Here is a 19085-nt window from a genome sequence, read left to right as displayed (position 1 = left end):
GTTAATATATTTAATTGATTTAGAATGAAAAACACTCGAAATACCACCGCAAAGACGGCCGTTACACAGATTCTCACCGAATCGAAAACGGCATTGTCACATACAGAAATTCGCAAACTAACAGCAGATTTGTGTGATCGTGTTACTATTTACAGAATATTGGATCGTCTTGTAAATGACGATATCGTTCATAAAATTGTAGATCTTGACGGTACGGTAAAATATGCCAAATGCCATCATGCACATCCTGTTCACATTCATAATCACGCTCATTTCAGCTGCGAAAATTGCCACGAAATAACCTGCCTTGAAAATGTAAAACCAAGTTACATCATTCCGCACAACTATAAAGTAAATGATATTAACTTTACGTTATCAGGTTTGTGTCCCAATTGTTTAAATTCTAACATTTAACTTTTAGACTTGTCTAAAAATATTGTTGAGCGAATACAATTTTTCTATATATTTGGAAAATCAATATTTTGACAATGACCAAATCTTTAGAAGAAGTAAACCAATCGGTTCCCACCGAGAATAAAAAAACAGGATTCAGAAAAATATTAGCCTTCTTCGGTCCGGCATACTTAGTAAGTGTAGGTTATATGGACCCCGGAAACTGGGCTACCGATATTGCCGGAGGGAGTCAGTTTGGCTACACCCTGGTTTGGGTTTTACTTATGAGTAATTTGATGGCTTTACTACTTCAAAGCCTAAGTGCCCGACTTGGAATTGTGACACAGCGCGATCTGGCGCAAGCTTCGAGAGAAACCTACTCTAAATACATCAATTACATTTTATACTTTCTGGCAGAAATTGCTATTGCAGCTTGTGATCTGGCAGAAGTTCTCGGAATGGCGATCGGAATTAATCTGTTATTTGGCATTCCGCTTCTCGAAGCGGTTTTAATTACCGTTTTAGATACCTTTTTACTGCTTTTCCTTATCAATAAAGGAATTCGCAAGATGGAAGCCTTCATTATTGCTTTGGTTGCCATTATCGGCTTCTCTTTTATTTTTGAAATGATTTTTGCAGAACCGGAAATGCATAAAGTGCTCGAAGGCCTCATCCCTTCTATTCCAAATTCTGCTGCTTTATATATTGCCATTGGAATTATTGGGGCAACTGTGATGCCTCACAATTTATATTTACACTCTTCTTTGGTGCAAACCAGAAAATTTGACCGAACACCGGCAGGTATCAAACAAGCTTTAAAATACAATTTCATCGATTCGACCATTGCTTTAAATCTGGCCTTTTTTGTGAACGCAGCCATTTTGATTCTTGCGGCGGCGACTTTTCATAAAAACGGTATGTTTGAAGTAGCCGAAATTCAGGATGCACATCAATTTCTGGAACCGCTGTTGGGAACCAAGTGGGCTCCCATTTTATTTGCTGTTGCGCTGATTGCAGCAGGACAAAGTTCTACGGTTACCGGAACGCTGGCCGGACAGATTGTAATGGAAGGCTATCTCCATTTGCGTATTCAGCCCTGGGTACGTCGTATCCTTACGCGCTTAATTGCCATTATTCCTGCCGTTATCGTTATTTTAATTTATGGTGAAAGCGTCACCGGAAAACTATTGATTCTAAGTCAGGTCATTTTAAGTTTGCAATTGGGTTTTGCGATTATCCCGTTGATTCATTTTGTGAGCGACAAATCAAAAATGAACGGTTTTCATATTTCCAGAACGACACAGGTAGTTTCGTGGATTATTGCGGCAATTATAGTTTCGTTGAATGCAAAATTAGTCTACGACGAAATCACTTCCTGGCTTGAGAGCTCCAGCAATCCAATAGTGCTGTGGCTTACCGTTGTTCCATTGGCTTTCGCATTCCTTGCTTTGCTGCTTTATATCGTGGTTGGACCTTTTATCGCTAAGGTAAAAAACAAGATTGTGAACCACTCCCCTCATCATTTAAAATTACAGTTTTCGCCAAAAGAAAACCAAACGATTAAGAACATAGCCATTTCGGTCGATTTCTCAAATGCTGACGAGCCCGCATTAAACAAAGCCTTTGAATTGGGAGGCATTGACACGCAATATACCTTAATTCATATTGTAGAAACGGTTGGCGCTTTAATGTACGGCGTCGAAATACAAGATCATGAAACTACTATTGATGAAAAATTATTATTGGAATACAAAGAAATGCTTTCCAAAAAAGGATTTAAAATCAAAACCGAGCTCGGCTTTGGAAAACCCAATACGATTATCGCAAAAATTATAAATGAAGGTGATTTTGATATTTTGGTAATGGGAACCCATGGCCATACGGGGCTAAAGGATCTTCTTTTTGGCACAACAGTAGACAAACTGCGTCATAAAATTTCAATACCTTTGTTGATTGTTAAAAAATAGTGGCTAAGATCCTGAGTTACTAAGTGGCTAAGATTTTGAATCTTTACACTCAGAACCTCAGCATCTCAGCCGCTTAGAACCTTAAAAAAGAATGACTTTCTCAGAAGAAAACTACTTAAAAGCGATATACCACCTTACTGCTTCTTTAGAAACAGAAGTGAGCACAAATGCTATTGCCGAAATGATGGAGACCAAAGCTTCATCGGTTACAGATATGCTTAAAAAGCTGTCCGAAAAGGATTTAGTAAATTACAAAAAATACCAAGGCGTTTCTTTGACGGAAAACGGAAAACTGGCTGCCAAAATGATTGTTAGAAAACATCGTTTATGGGAAGTATTTCTAGTTGAAAAATTAAATTTCAGCTGGGATGAAGTCCACGATATTGCAGAACAGTTAGAACATATTAAATCTGAGCAACTGATTAACCGTCTGGATGATTTTCTTGGAAACCCAACAGAAGACCCGCACGGTGATCCCATTCCGGATGCTAACGGTCGTATCGTTAAAATTGAGAAACATCTGTTGTCAGAGTTAAACGAAGGTCAAATTGGTGTTTGTGTCGGCGTAAAAGACACCTCTTCGGAGTTTTTGAAATATCTGGACAAACAGGAAATTGCTTTGGGCTCTAAAATTGAACTCTTGTCCAAAGAGTCTTTTGATTTATCAGTAAAAATAAAGGTAGACAATAAAGAGCTGTCGATTTCTAATAAAATTGCTTCTAATTTGTTTGTGAAACTGGTTTAGAAACAAAAAAAATCCCAAAACTTAAAGTTTTGGGATTTTTTTTAATCTTTCAAGCTGTAAAGTATCTTTTGAAAATCGCCCTTGAACTTGTCTTTATTTGCCGTTGAAGTCCATGAAAACACTTTATAAAAAGCTTTTTTAGTTTCAACAATTCCCACTAAATAATAAATATCCATCGCGGCATCTTTATCATAATAGCTAATATCGGCTTCCAGAAAATTGGTTTCATTGATCTTCTTTGAAACAGGAGTCGAAACCGTTTTTTTCTCTACATCACTAAGGAAATCCTTCATAAAGTCCTCATAAAAGTCATTTGCCGAAGCATAATTTAACTCTACAAGACTCAAATCTTCTTTCAAATCATAGATTACAAACCCATAGGTTTCTTTGACTTCGCTTTTGTATTCAATAGCCGATGATGTATTTATACCGGCCGTTTTATTCATATAGTCAGGCAAATTAACGGTAAAAGTATGTCCTGCTTTATATTCTTTCATTTTCGTTTGAGCAGAAACCGTTGCAGAAGCAAAAGTCAATGCCAACATAAAAAGAGTAATTCTTTTCTTCATTTGGGGTAAACTTAAATTATAATTTTATGATTTATTCTAACGCACCATGCTGTTCAACAACAATTAAACAATCCCTTTCTCAATCATTTCAAGCATTACGGGCGAGGCATTTTTAAAAGTCGGCGGTTGCTCGATGATGCTACCGGCATTTTTCTTGTTGACTTTAAACGTCAGGTCATTGTCGGTTGTGAATAAAAGTGCCGTCAAAAATGGATTTTTAATATATGAACCTAGCACCAATAAAGCCTCGTCTAAAGTATGGATACTTTCTATTTCTTCGGTTTTATAACGGGTTGTTAACGATATCGAATAGGTATTATCTTCATTCAGAACCAATCTGAAATAGATGTTTTTGATCTCGGTATCACCAATGGTTTTGGCTAAAGTTAATTTGGCAAAGGTGCCGCTTTGAATGCTTTCTTTCACGCGTTCGCTGAAAAGAGCAAATATTGGTTCGTAGGACATGATAATTATTATTTGTTTTTTTAACCGCGAGATTCGCAAAGCTTTGCGAACCTTGCGGTTAAATATTTTTATTACTTCCCTGTAAATTCAGGTTTTCTTTTCTCCAAAAAGGCAGTAGTTCCTTCTTTAAAATCCTGCGTTCCGAAACATTTTCCGAATGACTTTATTTCAGTTTCAAAACCATTTTTACCATCCACAAAATTCGCATTGATCGACTTTATGGCTTTGCTGATTGCAAAAGGAGCATTTTTGATGATTTTTTGTGCAATTCCTTTAGTAAATTCTAAAAGTTCTGCCTGAGGGACTACATGGTTTACTAAGCTGTATTGTTTAGCTTCTTCGGCAGTAAGCATTCCGGCCGTCATTATTAATTCCATCGCTCGTCCTTTACCAACAAGCTGCGGCAAACGTTGTGTTCCTCCGTATCCCGGAATTAATCCCAGACTTACTTCGGGTAATCCCATTTTAGCATTCTCTGAAGCTACTCTAAAATGACATGCCATCGCTAATTCCAATCCTCCGCCTAAAGCGAAACCATTGACAGCAGCGATAACCGGTTTTTTCAAATTCTCAATATTATCAAACAACGCTTCCTGTCCTTCGGCAGCCAATTGTGCGCCTTCAATAATCGTGTAATTTGCAAATTCCGAAATATCGGCTCCGGCCACAAATGCTTTTTCGCCGCTTCCGGTCAAAATAATAACTCTGACATCGTTATTTTTACCTAACAATTTTATAGCTTTATTCAGGTCACTAATCGTCGCTTTGTTTAACGCATTTAGTTTCGTTGGCCTGTTAATAGTAACGGTTGCAATATTTTCTTCAATAGAAATTAAAAGATTCTCGTAGTTCATGACGCTTATTTTAAGAGTTTATGATTGGTAAAGAAACTCTGAATGTAGTTCCTTTTCCATATGTTGATTCAAAGGTAATTGTTCCTTTGTAATTTTCGATTATGTTTTTTATAATTCCTAGTCCTAGACCCATTCCACTGGTTTTGGTGGTGAATTTTGGTTCAAAAATCCTGCTGCTATCTTGTTTTTGAATCCCGATTCCATTGTCTTTTACTGCTATTTCAACATTATTATTGCGACGTTTCACGGTAACTAAAATAGATTTCTGAGTTTGATTCTCCGGAATAGCTTGTGTGGCATTTTTAACCAGATTGGTAATCACACGGATCAATTGTGTACGATCCATTTTAGAAATAATTTCCTCTTCCTGGCTTTCAAAAACGATATAATCTTCATTAAAAATATCCAATGCCAACTCCACAACCTCCACTACATTTAAGGTTTCGTTCTGTTGCGCCGGCATAGATGCAAAATTCGAAAATGCCGAAGCCACTGCCGTCATAGTATCAATTTGCTGAATCAACGTTTCGGAGTAATCATTCAGCTTTTGTTTGACATCGGGAACTGTGGGATCGAACTTTCGTTGAAAACTCTGCACCGTCAGACGCATTGGCGTTAGCGGATTTTTAATCTCATGTGCCACCTGTTTTGCCATTTCCCTCCATGCCTCTTCCCGCTCACTCTGGGCAAGTTTTATAGCACTGGTCTCCAGTTTATCCACCATTCCATTATAGGCTTTGATCAGGAAATTCACTTCTTTGCTATTCGCCTCCAAAACAATCTTCTCATTCTTCTGATCTAAATTGGTTTCTTCCAATCGGTCTGAAATGGTTTTCAATGATTTCGTAATATAGGTCGATAAAAAGTAGGCTAAAGCAAAAGCTACCAGAAGCATAAACGAGTACACCTGACTCAAACGAATCAAAAAGGTGTTTAATTCATTGTCATAATAGCCGTCATCTTCGAGGTAAGGGAGATTCAAAATCCCCAAGGGCTTGAATTTTTCATCCTTAATTAAGCTATAGGAAGATCTGTTTTTGACTCCATCGATGGTTTTGATATCTACAAAACGCTTTTCAATAGAAGAGCGAACCAATTTAAGAATGTATTCCGGAATTGGCGGTGGTGCTTTATCCACAGCAAAAGACTCTTTGGACGATTTTAACAATTTACCGTCCAAACTGTAAATATTGATCTCAATTTTATGAATCTGAGCTAATTCATGGATTTTATCTTTAAAAATCAAATCCAGATTCCCGGTTTTCAGTGGATAAGTTGTAGTAGACAACACATAATTGATGTGTTCTTTTACGGCATTTTCCTTACGCTCTAAACGTTCCTGATGGTATTCTTTGGCTTCATTTTTAAACTGAATAATCGAAATAGACGCCAATAAAAAAGATGCCACAACAATCAATACAATCATCGACAGGAAAATCCTGGTGCGCAAAGAAAGCATCGACATTTTGAAGTTGTTCAACATAGTTTTTTTTTGTTTCAGGTTCAAAGTTTCAGGTTTCAGGTTTCAGGTTCTTGAGAAGAACAACTTGAAACTTTGAACCTGAAACAAAAACTCTATTTCTTCTCCCTAATTCTCTTGTAAAATCTAAATCCTAACATGATTAAAATCGAGAATGCCATGATTCCGATTACACCGTAGATCCAGTTGATCGCGCTTTTTAGCACTACTAAAAAAACGACTGCGAATAATATAATCGTTGCACCTTCATTCCACAAACGCATAAAATTATTGGTGTATTTCACCTCATCGTTTTGCAGTTGTTTGAAAATCTGATGGCATTTGCCGTGATACAAATACAATAAAAACACGAAACACAATTTAACATGCATCCACGGCATTTTGAGCCAGGCGTTTCCTAAATCTGTAAAAAACAGCATCCAAAAAGCAAAAATACTTGCCAAAACTGCAGACGGCCATGTGATAATATACCACAAACGGTAGGCCATAATTTTATATTGCGCCTGTAAAATTTCTTTTTCAGGAGAAGGCTTTTCGTTGGCTTCTATTTGATATACAAACAAACGTACAATATAAAACAATCCCGCAAACCAGGTAATTACAAAAATAAGATGTAAGGATTTTAGGTAATTATAATATTCCATTTCGTACTTTCTTTTTTCTTAACTCTTTGTTCTATTTTCTATTTTGCCCAATCATTAATCCAGTTACTAACCGTCTGACACCACTCGTCATCATCATTCAAACATGGAATGGCCAAAAACTCTTTCCCTCCGTTGGCTTCAAAGTCTTCCTTGGCACGCATTGCAATTTCTTCCAGTGTTTCTAAACAATCGGTAACAAAGGCAGGGGTTACAACTGCAATTTTATTAATTCCTCTTGAAGGCATTTTGTCGATTTCGACATCTGTATAAGGCTCAAGCCATTTATCACCGGCCAATCTGGACTGGAAAGTCACACAATATTTGTCTTTTGGGATTCCTAGTTGCTCTATTACCAGACGTGTCGTTTCATAACAATGTGTTCTGTAGCAAAATTCCGCTTCGGGAGTTCCGACTTCGCAACACATTTCGTTAGTAACAAACTTTTTATGTGATTTTGTTTTATCTGTTTTACGAACGTGACGTTCCGGGATTCCGTGATAAGAGAAAACCAACTGATCGTAATCAAAACCTTTTAGATTTTTCTCAATAGAATCGGCAACGTTTTTAATGTAATCCGGTTTGTTGTAAAACGCAGGAACATCCGTAAACTTCATGTTTGGAAATTTCTTCTTGCGAATCTCTTCTGCTAACACTAAAATGGTCAAAGTCGAAGCCATCGCATATTGCGGGTACAGCGGAAAAAGCAATACCTCAGTAACTCCTTTGTCGTGCAATTCCTGAAGTCCTTTTTCGATTGTCATCGATCCGTAACGCATCGCTAGTGCAACCGGGACAGCCGTTAAAGGTTGTACTTTTTTCTTCATTCTCTCGGAAAGCACTACTAATGGTGAACCTTCATCCCACCAAATTTTTGCATAAGCATGTGCTGATTCTTCCGGTCTTTTTCTTAGAATAATACCTCTAACCAAAAAGGCTCTCAATAAATACGGAACATCAATCACGTATTTATCCATTAAAAATTCATCTAAATAAGGTTTTACGTCTTTTGCAGTTGGACTATCCGGAGATCCTAAGTTTACTAATAATACGCCTTTCATTATCTTTTTTATTGCTTTAGGCTTTAAGCTCTGGGCTTTAAGCTTTTGTTTAATTAAATTTTCCGCAAAAGTATTGATTGTTACTTTTTAGAAATATGATATTTGTTCTTTTTTAATTATGTATTGATATATAAAATTGATTTACAAAACCGTTTTACGTGTTTTTTTGTCTTTATATAAACGGAATAGTTTCTCTAAGTAAACAAACTCGTCCTTCGTACCAAAATTTTCAATTTCAATATTTTTTTTTGAACTTACCAAATAATATTGCTTACAGGAAAGACAAATTTTAGCTATTCCTGTTGTTTTATTCTGCTTTTTAAAAACTAAAATATCCCTATATTCAGGAGCACAGGCATACCTGTAATAAAATGCCTTAAAAGACATTTTCTCTATAAAAATATCATTCCTCAATTCTTCAACATCATTTTTTAATAATGTATACTTCGAAAATCCCGTTGAATTAATAGTCGTTGCAAATTTTTCATTATTAAGATCTTCCGGAGATTCATTGTACAAAACATTTGCAAAAACAGGATCATTAATTCCTTTTTGGTCATTTTCATACATCTCCTTTTCTTTCTCCTTCTTCAAGGAATAATACTCAACTGTATCAAAATCAAAAAACATTTTATCTTCTTTTGACTTACAAGACAACAGGGACAAAACAACTAATAAGGCAAAATATCTTTTTAGCATTTTCTACTAAACATTTGTATTAATCGACATCAAATATTTTTTTGGAGTTGTAGCAAACTTTTTCTTGAACGCCGCTATAAAGTGACTTCCTGTACTGTAACCAATCTTCAATCCAACTTCGTTTACATTATAAGAACCGCTGTCAAGTAGTTTTCTGGCGAAATCCATTTTGTAATCAAACAGAAAACCATAAACGGTATCGCCATAAATTTGTTTGAAACCCATCTTTAGTTTCTTCAGATTCAATCCAATTTCATCCGCCAGTTCTTGTAAACCGGGTGGTTCGGCCATATTGGCTATAATGATTTCTTTAGCTTTTCTGATTTTCAAAACATTGTCTTCATCAATTAAAAATGGACATTGTTCTGCATTTGGGTCTTCGGTTCTGTTAAAATACAGACTCAACAATTCGTATCCTTTTCCTTTATAATACAGATTTTTAATAGACGGATGCAGATTATAATGAAACAACTGACTCAATACAATCGCCATAGACGGACTAATATTTCCCTCGTTATAATACTTTTTATCCTTATTATCAGGACTTAAAAAAGTAATATAATCGGCTTCGGCAGAAAATAACGCATGAAATTTCTTTATTGAAACAATTACAGAAATCACCCATGAATTTGGAGCAAGTTCTAAATGAAGCGGTAATTCTTTCTGCGGATTGTATAAAAGCAGCGATTTTTCTTCCTTCAATTCCAAAGCATAATTACCCTGATTGAATAAAAATTTAGCGTTCCCTTTTATACCGAAGTGAAACTGTATCAGACCACTACCAACTTCATGCTGTGCAAAAAATGGCTCCGGACTGTCATTCTGAAAACGGATTAGCGTAAAATCGTCTTCAATTTTTATAATTTCCTGAGAACTCATAGCGATATTTTTTTGAAGGATAAATTGCTTAAAAAACAAAATATTATTTAGAATGACTCTAAACAAATCAATTCTAACAACTTGATTTTGCTACAAAAATAATCCTTTTTGCATAAAAACAGCTGTTTAGAATCAAAAAAACATATAGCGACACAAAAAGTACTTTGAGCGTTACTTTTATAAAAGCTATAATGATAATTTTGTTGCACTTTTATGAAAGTGGATTTATGGAAAACAACAACGCACCAAAACATCTTTATTTTTACTCAGTTGGTCTGAGTTACAAAAAAGCCGATGCAGAGGTCAGAGGTAAATTTAGTTTGGACGCAATTGCCAAAACGCGTCTATTAGAACAAGCCAAAAACGAAGGGATCGAAAGCTTAATCGTAACTTCGACCTGCAACAGAACTGAAATTTATGGTTTTGCAGAACACCCGTTTCAATTGATAAAGCTAATTTGCGATAACAGCAATGGTTCTGTTGATGCCTTTCAAAAGGTGGGTTTTGTTTATAAAAATCAGGAAGCGATTAATCACATGTTTCGCGTAGGAACAGGATTAGACAGTCAGATTTTGGGTGACTTCGAAATTATCTCTCAAATAAAAACCAGCTTTTCGCATTCAAAATCAATGAATTTGGCCAATGCTTTTTTAGAAAGATTGGTAAATGCAGTCATTCAGGCGAGCAAGAAAATCAAAAACGAAACGGAAATCAGTTCAGGTGCTACTTCGGTTTCTTTTGCATCTGTACAATACATTCTTAAAAATGTTGCCGACATCAGTAATAAAAACATCTTGTTGTTCGGAACCGGAAAAATCGGAAGAAATACTTGCGAAAATCTGGTAAAACATACCAAAAACGAACATATCACTTTAATTAACAGAACGAAAGACAAAGCCGAGAAATTGGCCGGAAAACTAAATCTGATTGTTAAAGACTACTCAGAATTACACCTTGAACTTCAAAAAGCCGATGTTGTTGTTGTGGCAACAGGAGCTCAGAACCCAACGGTTGACAAAGCGATTCTAAATCTTAAAAAACCATTATTAATTCTGGATCTTTCTATTCCGAAAAATGTAGATGAAAATGTAGAGGATTTAGAAGGTGTAACTTTAATCCACATGGATTATTTGTCTCAATTAACAGACGAAACTTTAGAAAACCGTAAACTGCACATTCCTGCAGCAGAAGCGATTATCGAAGAGGTAAAGGAAGAATTTATAACCTGGACTAAAGGAAGAAAATTTGCTCCTACCATTAATGCTTTAAAAGAAAAACTGAATGCCATAAAAAATTCAGAACTGGATTTTCAAAGCAGAAAAATAACCGATTTTAATGAAGAACAAGCTGAAATCATCAGTGCAAGAATTATTCAGAAAATCACCACTCATTTTGCCAATCACTTAAAAGACGACAACACCATGGTCGATGAAAGCATCGAATGGATCGAGAAAGTCTTCAAAATAAAGGCTTCATAAAGCTTGAGAAAATATTTAAACCATATAAGTTATATAAGTTCATATTAAAAAAAGCCGCTACTATCATCTTGCGGAAAGCTTAAATGAGCTCATATAACTTAAATGGTTAAAAAAATAAGTTATGCAAATTCAATAAAAGCCGCTAACATCATGTCACGCGAAACTTAAATGAGCTTTCATAACTTATATGGTTAAAAAAAATAAGTTATACAAATTCAAATAAAAAGCCGCTAACACTATGCCACGCGAAACTTAAATGAGCTTACATAACTTATATGGTTTAAAAAAACAATAATGAACAAAAAAGTAATAAGAATTGGAACGCGCGATAGCGAATTAGCACTTTGGCAAGCACATACCGTCGAAAAACAACTTAACGATTTAGGTTATGAAACCTCAATTGTAGCGGTAAAATCTACCGGTGATATTATTCTCGACAAACCTCTTTACGAACTTGGAATTACAGGAATTTTCACCAAAACCTTAGACATTGCTATGATTAATGGTGATGTTGATATTGCGGTACATTCGATGAAAGACGTTCCGACTGCTTTGCCAAAAGGTATCGTACAGGCGGCGGTTCTGGAAAGAGCCAATGTGCTGGATATTTTAGTTCATAAAGGAAACCCTGATTTTACTACACCAAGTACCATCGCCACCGGAAGTCTTAGACGTCAAGCGCAATGGTTCAATAAATATCCCAATCATACTGTGGTTGACTTACGTGGAAATGTAAACACCCGCATGCAAAAATTACAAGACAATAACTGGGATGGAGCTGTTTTTGCCGCTGCAGGTTTGGAGCGCATCAACCTAAAACCGCAAAACTGTATCGATTTAGATTGGATGATTCCTGCGCCAGCTCAAGGAGCAATGCTTGTCGTGGCAATGGAAAATGACAATTATACTCTGGATGCATTATCCCAATTAAATCATATTGAAACTGAAATTTGCACCTATATCGAGCGTCAGTTTTTAAGAACTTTAGAAGGTGGTTGTACCGCGCCAATTGGAGCTTTGGTCACGTATAATGAAGACGAAGACACCCTTCACTTTCAAGGTGTTTTGCTTTCTATTGATGGAAAACAAAAACTGGAAATCAACAAAACTGTTGGAATTGAAGAATGGAAAAAACTTGGATTCTTTGCCGCTCAGGAAATCCTGAACAATGGCGGAACCGAATTGATGCAAACAATTAAAGAATCTCTGAAAAAATAATGACAAAATCAATTCAAATACTGTCGACTAAAACGCTTTCGAACATTCAAAAGCAAGAACTGCAAAAAGCCGGTCTTGAACTTATCGAAGCCGATTTTATACAAACCGCAAACAAACCTTTTGAAATTAAAGACCTTAACGACAATTTGATTTTCACCAGTCAAAATGCTGTTCACAGTATTTTAGCAGATCCAAACTGTGAAAAATTAAAGTCCAAAAATGTTTTTTGCGTCGGTTTGAAAACCAAGATTCTTTTATCCGATAGTGGATTCAACGTTGTCGCTTACACTGGTTATGCCTCGGACTTGGCTGAGATCATCACCTTGATCTATTCTCAGGAAAGCTATACTTTTTTCAGCGGAAATCTTCGTAGAGAAACGTTGCCTAAAGCTTTAAAAGATGCCAATGTAAAGCTAAATGAGATTCAGGTTTATGAAACTTCATTAACTCCACAGAAGATAAAAACCGCAGCAGCTGCTATTTTGTTTTTTAGTCCTTCGGGCGTTGATAGTTATTTAAAAGAGAACACGATCAAGAAAGAAACTTGTTTCTGTATCGGAGAAACTACAGCTCAAGCATTAGAGAAAATTACAAAAAACATCATAATCGCCGATCAGCCTACTATTGAGGACGTGATTGAAGATGTGATCAACGAATATAAATAATTATAACACAACACCTAACCGGTTTTAAAAACCTGTTAGGTGTAAAAATAAAAAACATGTTAAAAAACGATCTATTTTTAAGAGCATTAAAAGGAGAAACTGTTCAACGTCCACCCGTATGGATGATGCGTCAGGCAGGAAGATATTTACCGGAATTTAGAGCTTTACGTGATAAATACGATTTCTTTACCCGTTGTGAAACTCCGGAACTGGCTGCAGAAATTACGGTTCAGCCTATTCGCAGAATTGCACCGGATGCTGCTATTTTGTTTTCGGATATTTTGGTGGTACCCCGCGCTATGGGAATTCACGTTGAATTGAAAGATAATCTGGGCCCAATTATTCCGGATCCAATTCGCACAATGGAGCAAGTAAATCAGGTTTTTGTTCCGGATGTGAATGAAACTTTAGGGTATGTTTTTGATGCCATTAAATTGACTAAAGAAATGTTGAACGACGAAGTGCCTTTAATTGGTTTCGCCGGTTCACCTTGGACAATTTTCTGTTATGCTGTTGAAGGAAAAGGTTCTAAAAGTTTTGATACTGCGAAAGGATTCTGTTTTTCAAACCCGGTTGCAGCACATACTTTATTACAAAAGATTACAGACACCACCATTTTATACTTAAAAGAAAAAGTAAAAGCAGGTGTTAATGCCGTTCAGATTTTTGACTCTTGGGGGGGAATGCTTTCTCCGGTTGATTATCAGGAATTCTCATGGAAATACATCAACCAGATTATTGATGCTTTGGCAGAGGTTACTCCGGTTATTGTTTTCGGAAAAGGATGTTGGTTTGCTTTGGGTGAAATGGGTAAAAGTAAAGCTTCGGCTTTGGGTGTAGATTGGACTTGTTCTGCAAGAAATGCACGTTACTTATCTGGTGGAAACATCACACTTCAAGGAAATTTTGACCCGTCAAGATTGTTTTCTCCAATTCCAACCATCAAGAAAATGGTTCACGAAATGATCGACGAATTCGGAAAAGACAAATACATCGTAAATTTAGGTCACGGAATTTTACCAAATATCCCTGTAGATCACGCCAAGGCATTTATTGACGCTGTGAAGGAATACGGGAATTAGTTTTCAGTTTTCAGTCTCCGTTTTCAGTTATCAGTTATCTCCTAACAAACTGAAAACTGAGACCGAGACTGAGACTGAGACCGAGACTGCGACTGAAAACGCTATAAATCATGCTTAACAAAGGTTTACGAGACGAAGAAAAAATTAGAATCGATAATGTTTTAAAAACGTTGCGAACTATTGTTTTTGTACCTCAACCATTAAGCGACTCAGATAAAATTGACATAGAAAATCAATTAAAAGAATTCGGTTTAAATATCGAAACATTAGTTGACTATTCAAATGAAGATTTGATCACCTTATTGCTCCGACTTCATTTTGACTGGGATCATCTCGAGCAATTTGCTGATTTTCTAATGCATTTTTCCAAAGCCGAAGGTTACACTTTTCACGAAAAAGCTTTGGCTGTTTATCAATACATCCAGCAGGAAAGCAAGGTCTTTTCTTTTGGAATTAATACTAAAATCACTGCTGCTAAAAACAAATAGAGATGAGTAATACCGATTGGAAAACTGACCGAATTAAAAACATTCTTCCCCAAGAGTTCTACCAACTTATTGACAAGAATAAAAGTCATATTGCACAAACCTTTCCGCTAACACTGGCCAACTCTGACACGCTAAAGAAAACAGAGAGCTTCTTGACTGTCAATCTTGAGAAAGAGAAAAACAAAGAAGGTTATTTCTTTTTCGCGAGAGCCATCGAAACCAATGCTTTAATTGGTTATCTGTGTGTAAAATCTATAGATTATCGCAACTCTAAATGCGAACTCGGTTATTTCATTGACGAAGATTTTCAGGGAAAAGGAATAATATCAAAAATGGCTTCTGATGCGCTTGATTTTTGTTTCAATGAATTATTGATGAATAAAGTTTTCATCTGTACTTCAGAAATTAATTTCGCAAGTCAGCAGATTGCATTAAAAAACAACTTCAAACAAGAAGGAATTTTACGCGACGAATTTAGAAACGGTGCTGGCGAATTGCAGAACACCGTTTATTTTGGCTTGCTTAAATCAGAATACGAAAACAATGAAAGATAAATTTTACGCCTACATACAAAAACTACAAGACCAGATTTGCGCCGGATTAGAAGCTGTTGACGGAACTGCAAAATTCCGTGAAGACCTTTGGAAACGCCCGGAAGGTGGTGGCGGAAGAACCCGCGTGATCGAAAATGGAGCTGTTTTTGAAAAAGGTGGTGTCAACATTTCAGCCGTTCACGGAAAATTACCGGAAGCCATGCAAAAGATGTTTGGAGTTGGCGAAGCAGATTTTTTTGCCTGCGGACTAAGTTTGGTTTTACACCCAAAAAATCCAATGGTTCCTACGGTTCATGCCAACTGGCGTTACTTCGAAATGTATGATTCTTCGTCTTCGCTCAGTACAGAACCAAGAAAAGTAATCGAGCAATGGTTTGGCGGCGGACAGGATTTAACGCCTTATTATTTGTTCGAAGAGGATGCAAAACACTTTCACCAAACCTGTAAAACGGCCTGTGACAAACACAATCCGGAGTTTTATCCAAAATATAAAAAGCAATGTGATACTTACTTCTGGAATGCACACCGAAATGAGGCTCGTGGATTAGGTGGTTTGTTCTTTGATTATTGCAAAGCAAATGAACAGATGTCAATGGAAAACTGGTTCAATTTTGTCAGTGAAGTGGGAAATAGTTTCCTTGAAGCTTACGTTCCGATTGTAGAAAGAAGAAAAAATCTTCCATACACACCTGAACAAAGAAACTGGCAGGAAATCCGACGTGGCCGTTATGTTGAATTTAATTTAGTTCATGACAAAGGCACTTTATTCGGTTTAAAAACCAACGGAAGAATCGAAAGTATATTGATGAGTTTACCACCTCATGTGCAGTGGGTTTACGATCATCATCCGGAAACGGGAAGTGAGGAAGAGAAATTATTAAATGTTCTTGAAAATCCGATTGATTGGATTTAAAATATAAAACTAAAACAACAACACGATTTTAAGAAAGCAGATCCATGACTTATGATTTCAAGAAGTCAAAATCTAAAATCTAAAATCCAAAAATCTAAAATTATATGTTCCCATTACACAGAGGCAGAAGATTAAGAGTAAATGAATCCATTCGTTCTTTAGTCCGCGAAACCAGTTTGAGTCCATCAGACTTTATGTTTCCTATGTTTATTGCTGAAGGCGAAAATGTAAAAGTAGAAATTCCTTCTATGCCTGGAATTTATCGCAGATCGATTGATTTAACAGTAGAAGAAGTCAAAGAAGTTTATGCTTTGGGGATTCGCGCCGTTAATATTTATGTAAAAGTCAGCGAAAACTTAAAAGACAATACCGGTAAAGAAGCCTGGAACAAAGACGGATTGATGCAACAGGCCATTCGTGCCATCAAAGCAGCTTGTCCTGAAATGATTGTTATGCCGGATGTGGCTTTAGATCCTTATTCTATCTACGGTCATGACGGAATTATAACCAATGGCGATGTAGAAAATGACAGCACCGTTGAAGCTTTGGTCAAAATGGCCGTTTCTCACGCTCAGGCCGGAGCCGATTTTGTGGCGCCGAGTGATATGATGGACGGACGTGTTTTACGCTTAAGAGAAGGCTTAGATGCAGCAGGTTTTCATAATGTGGGTATCATGAGTTATTCGGCTAAATATGCTTCTGCCTTTTACGGTCCTTTTCGCGATGCATTAGATTCTGCACCAAGAGAGGCTGATGTGGTAGTTCCAAAAGATAAAAAGACCTATCAGATGGATTATGCCAACCGTATTGAGGCTATCAAAGAAGCTTTATGGGATGTAGAAGAAGGAGCTGATATGGTTATGGTAAAACCGGGAATTGCTTATTTGGATATTGTTCGTGAAATAAAAAATGCCGTGAACGTTCCTGTTACCGTGTACCATGTTTCGGGAGAATATGCCATGATAAAAGCAGCCGCAGAAAGAGGTTGGTTAGACCATGATAAAATCATGATGGAACAGTTAATGTGTATCAAACGCGCCGGAGCCAGCTTGATTTCGACTTATTTTGCTAAAGAAGCCTCCATACTTTTAAATAAATAAAGATGAAAAAAACGATCTGTATTCTAGTACTGTTTATATCGGCTGTTGTTTCTGCTCAACAAGAAATCACAACTACCTTTATAGAAAAGTGGGACAATTCTAAAACCTATCTTTATGACATCGCGAAAGCAATGCCTGAGAATCAATATGATTTTAAGGCTACCGCAAGAGAAATGAGTTTTAAAGAGCAAGTATTTCATATTTTAGAAAATATGGATTGGTTGAGTACTACTTATTTTTCTACAGCTAAATACCAAAAGAAAGATCGTTCAAAAATCACATCAAAAGAAGCTATTTTAAAAGAAATTGAAAGCGCTTTTGATAAAGCAAAAAACACCATAAAAGAGGACAAGAATCCAAATTTAAATGAGAAAGTAGATTTTTTTGCCGGGCCGAAAACAAGGCTCCAAATTCTAAATTTAATGCAGGATCATGTCACACATCATCGCGGACAGCTAATTGTCTATTTAAATTTAAATCAAATCGAACCCCCTAAATATGTTGGTTGGTAAAATTAATTAATCATGAAAAAAATACTATTTCTATCTGCCGTTTTAGCTTTGGCTTCCTGTAAAAAAGAAACTGCAGAAAACCCAGTTCCGGAAACAACAGAAGCGTATTCAGAAGGAGAAACGGCAAAAGCAGCAACTCCGGAAGCTTTAGGACAACAAATTTTTGAAGGAAGAGGAAACTGTACTTCCTGTCATCAGGTAGATCAAAAAGTGATTGGCCCAAGCATTAAGGAAATTGCAAAAATCTACAAAGACAAAAATGGGGACATTGTTACTTTCTTGAAAGGAAATGCAGAACCAATCGTAGATCCTAGTCAGTTTGCCGTTATGAAAACTAATTTTCCGGTAACTCAGGCCATGTCTGATGAAGAACTAAAAGCTATAGAAACCTATATTTACAGTAAACTAAAGTAATTCAGAAATACATAAAAAAGTAAAACGGCGCTAATTCAGCGCCGTTTTTTTATACTGTTCTTTCAAAACTATTCCTTAAACCGCAACAAAAAACAAACCCTTGACATACGGTTGTCACAGCACTATTTTAGTTTTGTATCATATTAAACCAAAAATTAAAAAACATGTACACTCAAAAATTCAATGTAATTGGTATTTCAATGCGAACGACTAATGAAGAAGGGCAATCCGGTAATGACATTCCGGCACTTTGGAACAAATTTTTCTCTGAGGCTGTCGGTGAAAAAATTCCAAACAAGATATCGCAGGACATCATCTGTATGTACACCGATTATGAAAAAGACCACACCAAACCTTATACCACCATTATAGGTTGCGTGGTAAACAATTTAGAGGTTATTCCTGAAGGAATGATCGCAAAAACAATCGAAGGAGTACAATATCAAACGTTCACCGCAAAAGGAAATTTAGCAGAAGGAGCCGTCTATAACGAATGGATGAAAATCTGGAACTCCAATCTGAACCGCACTTTTACCACCGATTTTGAAGTTTATGGAGAGAAAGCCCAAAATCGCGAGGATGCAGAAGTTCCTATTTATATCGCTATCCAGTAATAAAGAAACCCGGTAGTATATTTTCTCTTACGAAGATTAAGCTGATCTTTTAATAGAGAAAAAATCCCCTCAATCTGCTAAATCCGCGTGAAACCCTTTCACAAACAAAACACTACCGCACAAAAAAACCGTCTCTTGTTAGGGAGACGGTTTTTTTATTTTATAGTTGTCTTGTCCTGAAATAGCGATACACAAAAAGTGTCATTATGGAAAACCATCAGGAATTACGCTATGTAAAGCGTACCCAAAAAGACTACAGTATGTCTTTTAAATTACAAATTGTTCAAGAAATAG

The 19085-nt window shown here is 36.4% G+C and carries 22 protein-coding genes; 14 read left to right on the top strand and 8 right to left on the bottom strand.

The window, feature by feature from the left end; genetic code table 11:
• The first annotated feature begins 24 nt into the window (after positions 1–24).
• From ACHRV3_RS16470 to ACHRV3_RS16460, 3 genes are all read left to right on the top strand, one after another.
• Complete coding sequence (locus ACHRV3_RS16470; RefSeq protein ID WP_395435494.1) at positions 25–414, top strand: Fur family transcriptional regulator; 390 nt, start codon at positions 25–27, stop codon at positions 412–414.
• 74 nt (positions 415–488) lie between these two features.
• The gene (locus tag ACHRV3_RS16465) at positions 489–2360 is read left to right on the top strand and encodes an Nramp family divalent metal transporter (RefSeq protein WP_395435495.1); all 1872 of its coding nucleotides are present in this window, start codon (positions 489–491) and stop codon (positions 2358–2360) included.
• 91 nt (positions 2361–2451) lie between these two features.
• On the top strand, positions 2452–3105 hold the full coding sequence (locus ACHRV3_RS16460) for a metal-dependent transcriptional regulator (protein ID WP_395426314.1): 654 nt from the start codon (positions 2452–2454) through the stop codon (positions 3103–3105).
• Between the two features lie 41 nt (positions 3106–3146).
• On the opposite strand, the gene ACHRV3_RS16455 is transcribed toward ACHRV3_RS16460, so the two are convergent.
• The 8 genes from ACHRV3_RS16455 to ACHRV3_RS16420 form a co-directional block, all read right to left on the bottom strand.
• The gene (locus ACHRV3_RS16455) at positions 3147–3674 is read right to left on the bottom strand and encodes a hypothetical protein (RefSeq protein WP_131701540.1); all 528 of its coding nucleotides are present in this window, start codon (positions 3672–3674) and stop codon (positions 3147–3149) included.
• Positions 3675–3737: 63 nt separating this feature from the next.
• Positions 3738–4139, bottom strand: a complete 402-nt coding sequence (locus ACHRV3_RS16450; RefSeq protein ID WP_047776905.1) for a hypothetical protein — start codon at positions 4137–4139, stop codon at positions 3738–3740.
• 71 nt (positions 4140–4210) lie between these two features.
• Positions 4211–4993, bottom strand: coding sequence for an enoyl-CoA hydratase/isomerase family protein (locus ACHRV3_RS16445; RefSeq protein WP_395435496.1), 783 nt, complete (start codon positions 4991–4993; stop codon positions 4211–4213).
• 10 nt (positions 4994–5003) lie between these two features.
• Positions 5004–6419, bottom strand: a complete 1416-nt coding sequence (locus tag ACHRV3_RS16440) for a sensor histidine kinase (RefSeq protein ID WP_395426481.1) — start codon at positions 6417–6419, stop codon at positions 5004–5006.
• Between the two features lie 149 nt (positions 6420–6568).
• Positions 6569–7117 carry a CopD family protein gene (locus ACHRV3_RS16435; protein ID WP_047776901.1) on the bottom strand — a complete coding sequence of 183 codons (549 nt, stop codon included), beginning with the start codon at positions 7115–7117 and terminating at the stop codon, positions 6569–6571.
• Between the two features lie 38 nt (positions 7118–7155).
• Positions 7156–8175 carry a ferrochelatase gene (gene hemH, locus ACHRV3_RS16430; RefSeq protein ID WP_395435497.1) on the bottom strand — a complete coding sequence of 340 codons (1020 nt, stop codon included), beginning with the start codon at positions 8173–8175 and terminating at the stop codon, positions 7156–7158.
• A gap of 141 nt (positions 8176–8316) precedes the next feature.
• Positions 8317–8874, bottom strand: a complete 558-nt coding sequence (locus ACHRV3_RS16425) for a hypothetical protein (RefSeq protein WP_395435498.1) — start codon at positions 8872–8874, stop codon at positions 8317–8319.
• Positions 8875–8880: 6 nt separating this feature from the next.
• A complete protein-coding gene (locus ACHRV3_RS16420) occupies positions 8881–9753 on the bottom strand; it encodes an AraC family transcriptional regulator (protein ID WP_047776898.1) in 873 nt (290 codons plus the stop codon).
• Between the two features lie 227 nt (positions 9754–9980).
• On the opposite strand from ACHRV3_RS16420, the gene hemA reads away from it, so the two are divergent.
• The 11 genes from hemA (at position 9981) to ACHRV3_RS16365 (ending at position 18791) form a co-directional block, all read left to right on the top strand.
• The gene (hemA, locus tag ACHRV3_RS16415) at positions 9981–11231 is read left to right on the top strand and encodes a glutamyl-tRNA reductase (protein ID WP_047777096.1); all 1251 of its coding nucleotides are present in this window, start codon (positions 9981–9983) and stop codon (positions 11229–11231) included.
• A 294-nt stretch (positions 11232–11525) separates the two neighbouring features.
• On the top strand, positions 11526–12449 hold the full coding sequence (hemC, locus tag ACHRV3_RS16410; protein WP_047776896.1) for a hydroxymethylbilane synthase: 924 nt from the start codon (positions 11526–11528) through the stop codon (positions 12447–12449).
• Positions 12449–13114: a uroporphyrinogen-III synthase gene (locus tag ACHRV3_RS16405; protein ID WP_047776895.1), complete on the top strand. Its 666-nt coding sequence runs from the start codon at positions 12449–12451 to the stop codon at positions 13112–13114. Before hemC ends, ACHRV3_RS16405 begins: the two co-directional genes overlap by 1 nt.
• A 56-nt stretch (positions 13115–13170) precedes the next feature.
• Positions 13171–14196, top strand: coding sequence for a uroporphyrinogen decarboxylase (hemE, locus tag ACHRV3_RS16400; RefSeq protein ID WP_047776893.1), 1026 nt, complete (start codon positions 13171–13173; stop codon positions 14194–14196).
• Between the two features lie 110 nt (positions 14197–14306).
• On the top strand, positions 14307–14684 hold the full coding sequence (locus tag ACHRV3_RS16395) for a hypothetical protein (RefSeq protein ID WP_395435499.1): 378 nt from the start codon (positions 14307–14309) through the stop codon (positions 14682–14684).
• Positions 14685–14686: 2 nt separating this feature from the next.
• On the top strand, positions 14687–15238 hold the full coding sequence (locus ACHRV3_RS16390) for a GNAT family N-acetyltransferase (protein WP_395435500.1): 552 nt from the start codon (positions 14687–14689) through the stop codon (positions 15236–15238).
• Complete coding sequence (hemF, locus tag ACHRV3_RS16385) at positions 15228–16151, top strand: oxygen-dependent coproporphyrinogen oxidase (protein ID WP_395435501.1); 924 nt, start codon at positions 15228–15230, stop codon at positions 16149–16151. Before ACHRV3_RS16390 ends, hemF begins: the two co-directional genes overlap by 11 nt.
• A gap of 104 nt (positions 16152–16255) precedes the next feature.
• Complete coding sequence (gene hemB, locus ACHRV3_RS16380) at positions 16256–17251, top strand: porphobilinogen synthase (protein WP_047776886.1); 996 nt, start codon at positions 16256–16258, stop codon at positions 17249–17251.
• Between the two features lie 2 nt (positions 17252–17253).
• Positions 17254–17763 (top strand): DinB family protein, encoded by a 510-nt coding sequence (locus tag ACHRV3_RS16375; RefSeq protein WP_047776884.1) that lies wholly within the window; start codon positions 17254–17256, stop codon positions 17761–17763.
• Between the two features lie 12 nt (positions 17764–17775).
• Positions 17776–18177, top strand: a complete 402-nt coding sequence (locus ACHRV3_RS16370) for a c-type cytochrome (RefSeq protein ID WP_395426304.1) — start codon at positions 17776–17778, stop codon at positions 18175–18177.
• Between the two features lie 164 nt (positions 18178–18341).
• Positions 18342–18791, top strand: a complete 450-nt coding sequence (locus ACHRV3_RS16365; RefSeq protein WP_395435502.1) for a GyrI-like domain-containing protein — start codon at positions 18342–18344, stop codon at positions 18789–18791.
• Positions 18792–19085 lie beyond the last annotated feature (294 nt).

The sequence above is a fragment of the Flavobacterium sp. FlaQc-49 genome (genome assembly GCF_044005985.1).
GTDB classification, from domain to species: Bacteria; Bacteroidota; Bacteroidia; order Flavobacteriales; family Flavobacteriaceae; genus Flavobacterium; species Flavobacterium cupriresistens.
The sequence above is the reverse complement of the archived record's forward strand: the minus strand, read 5'-3'. Positions and strand labels throughout refer to the sequence as shown.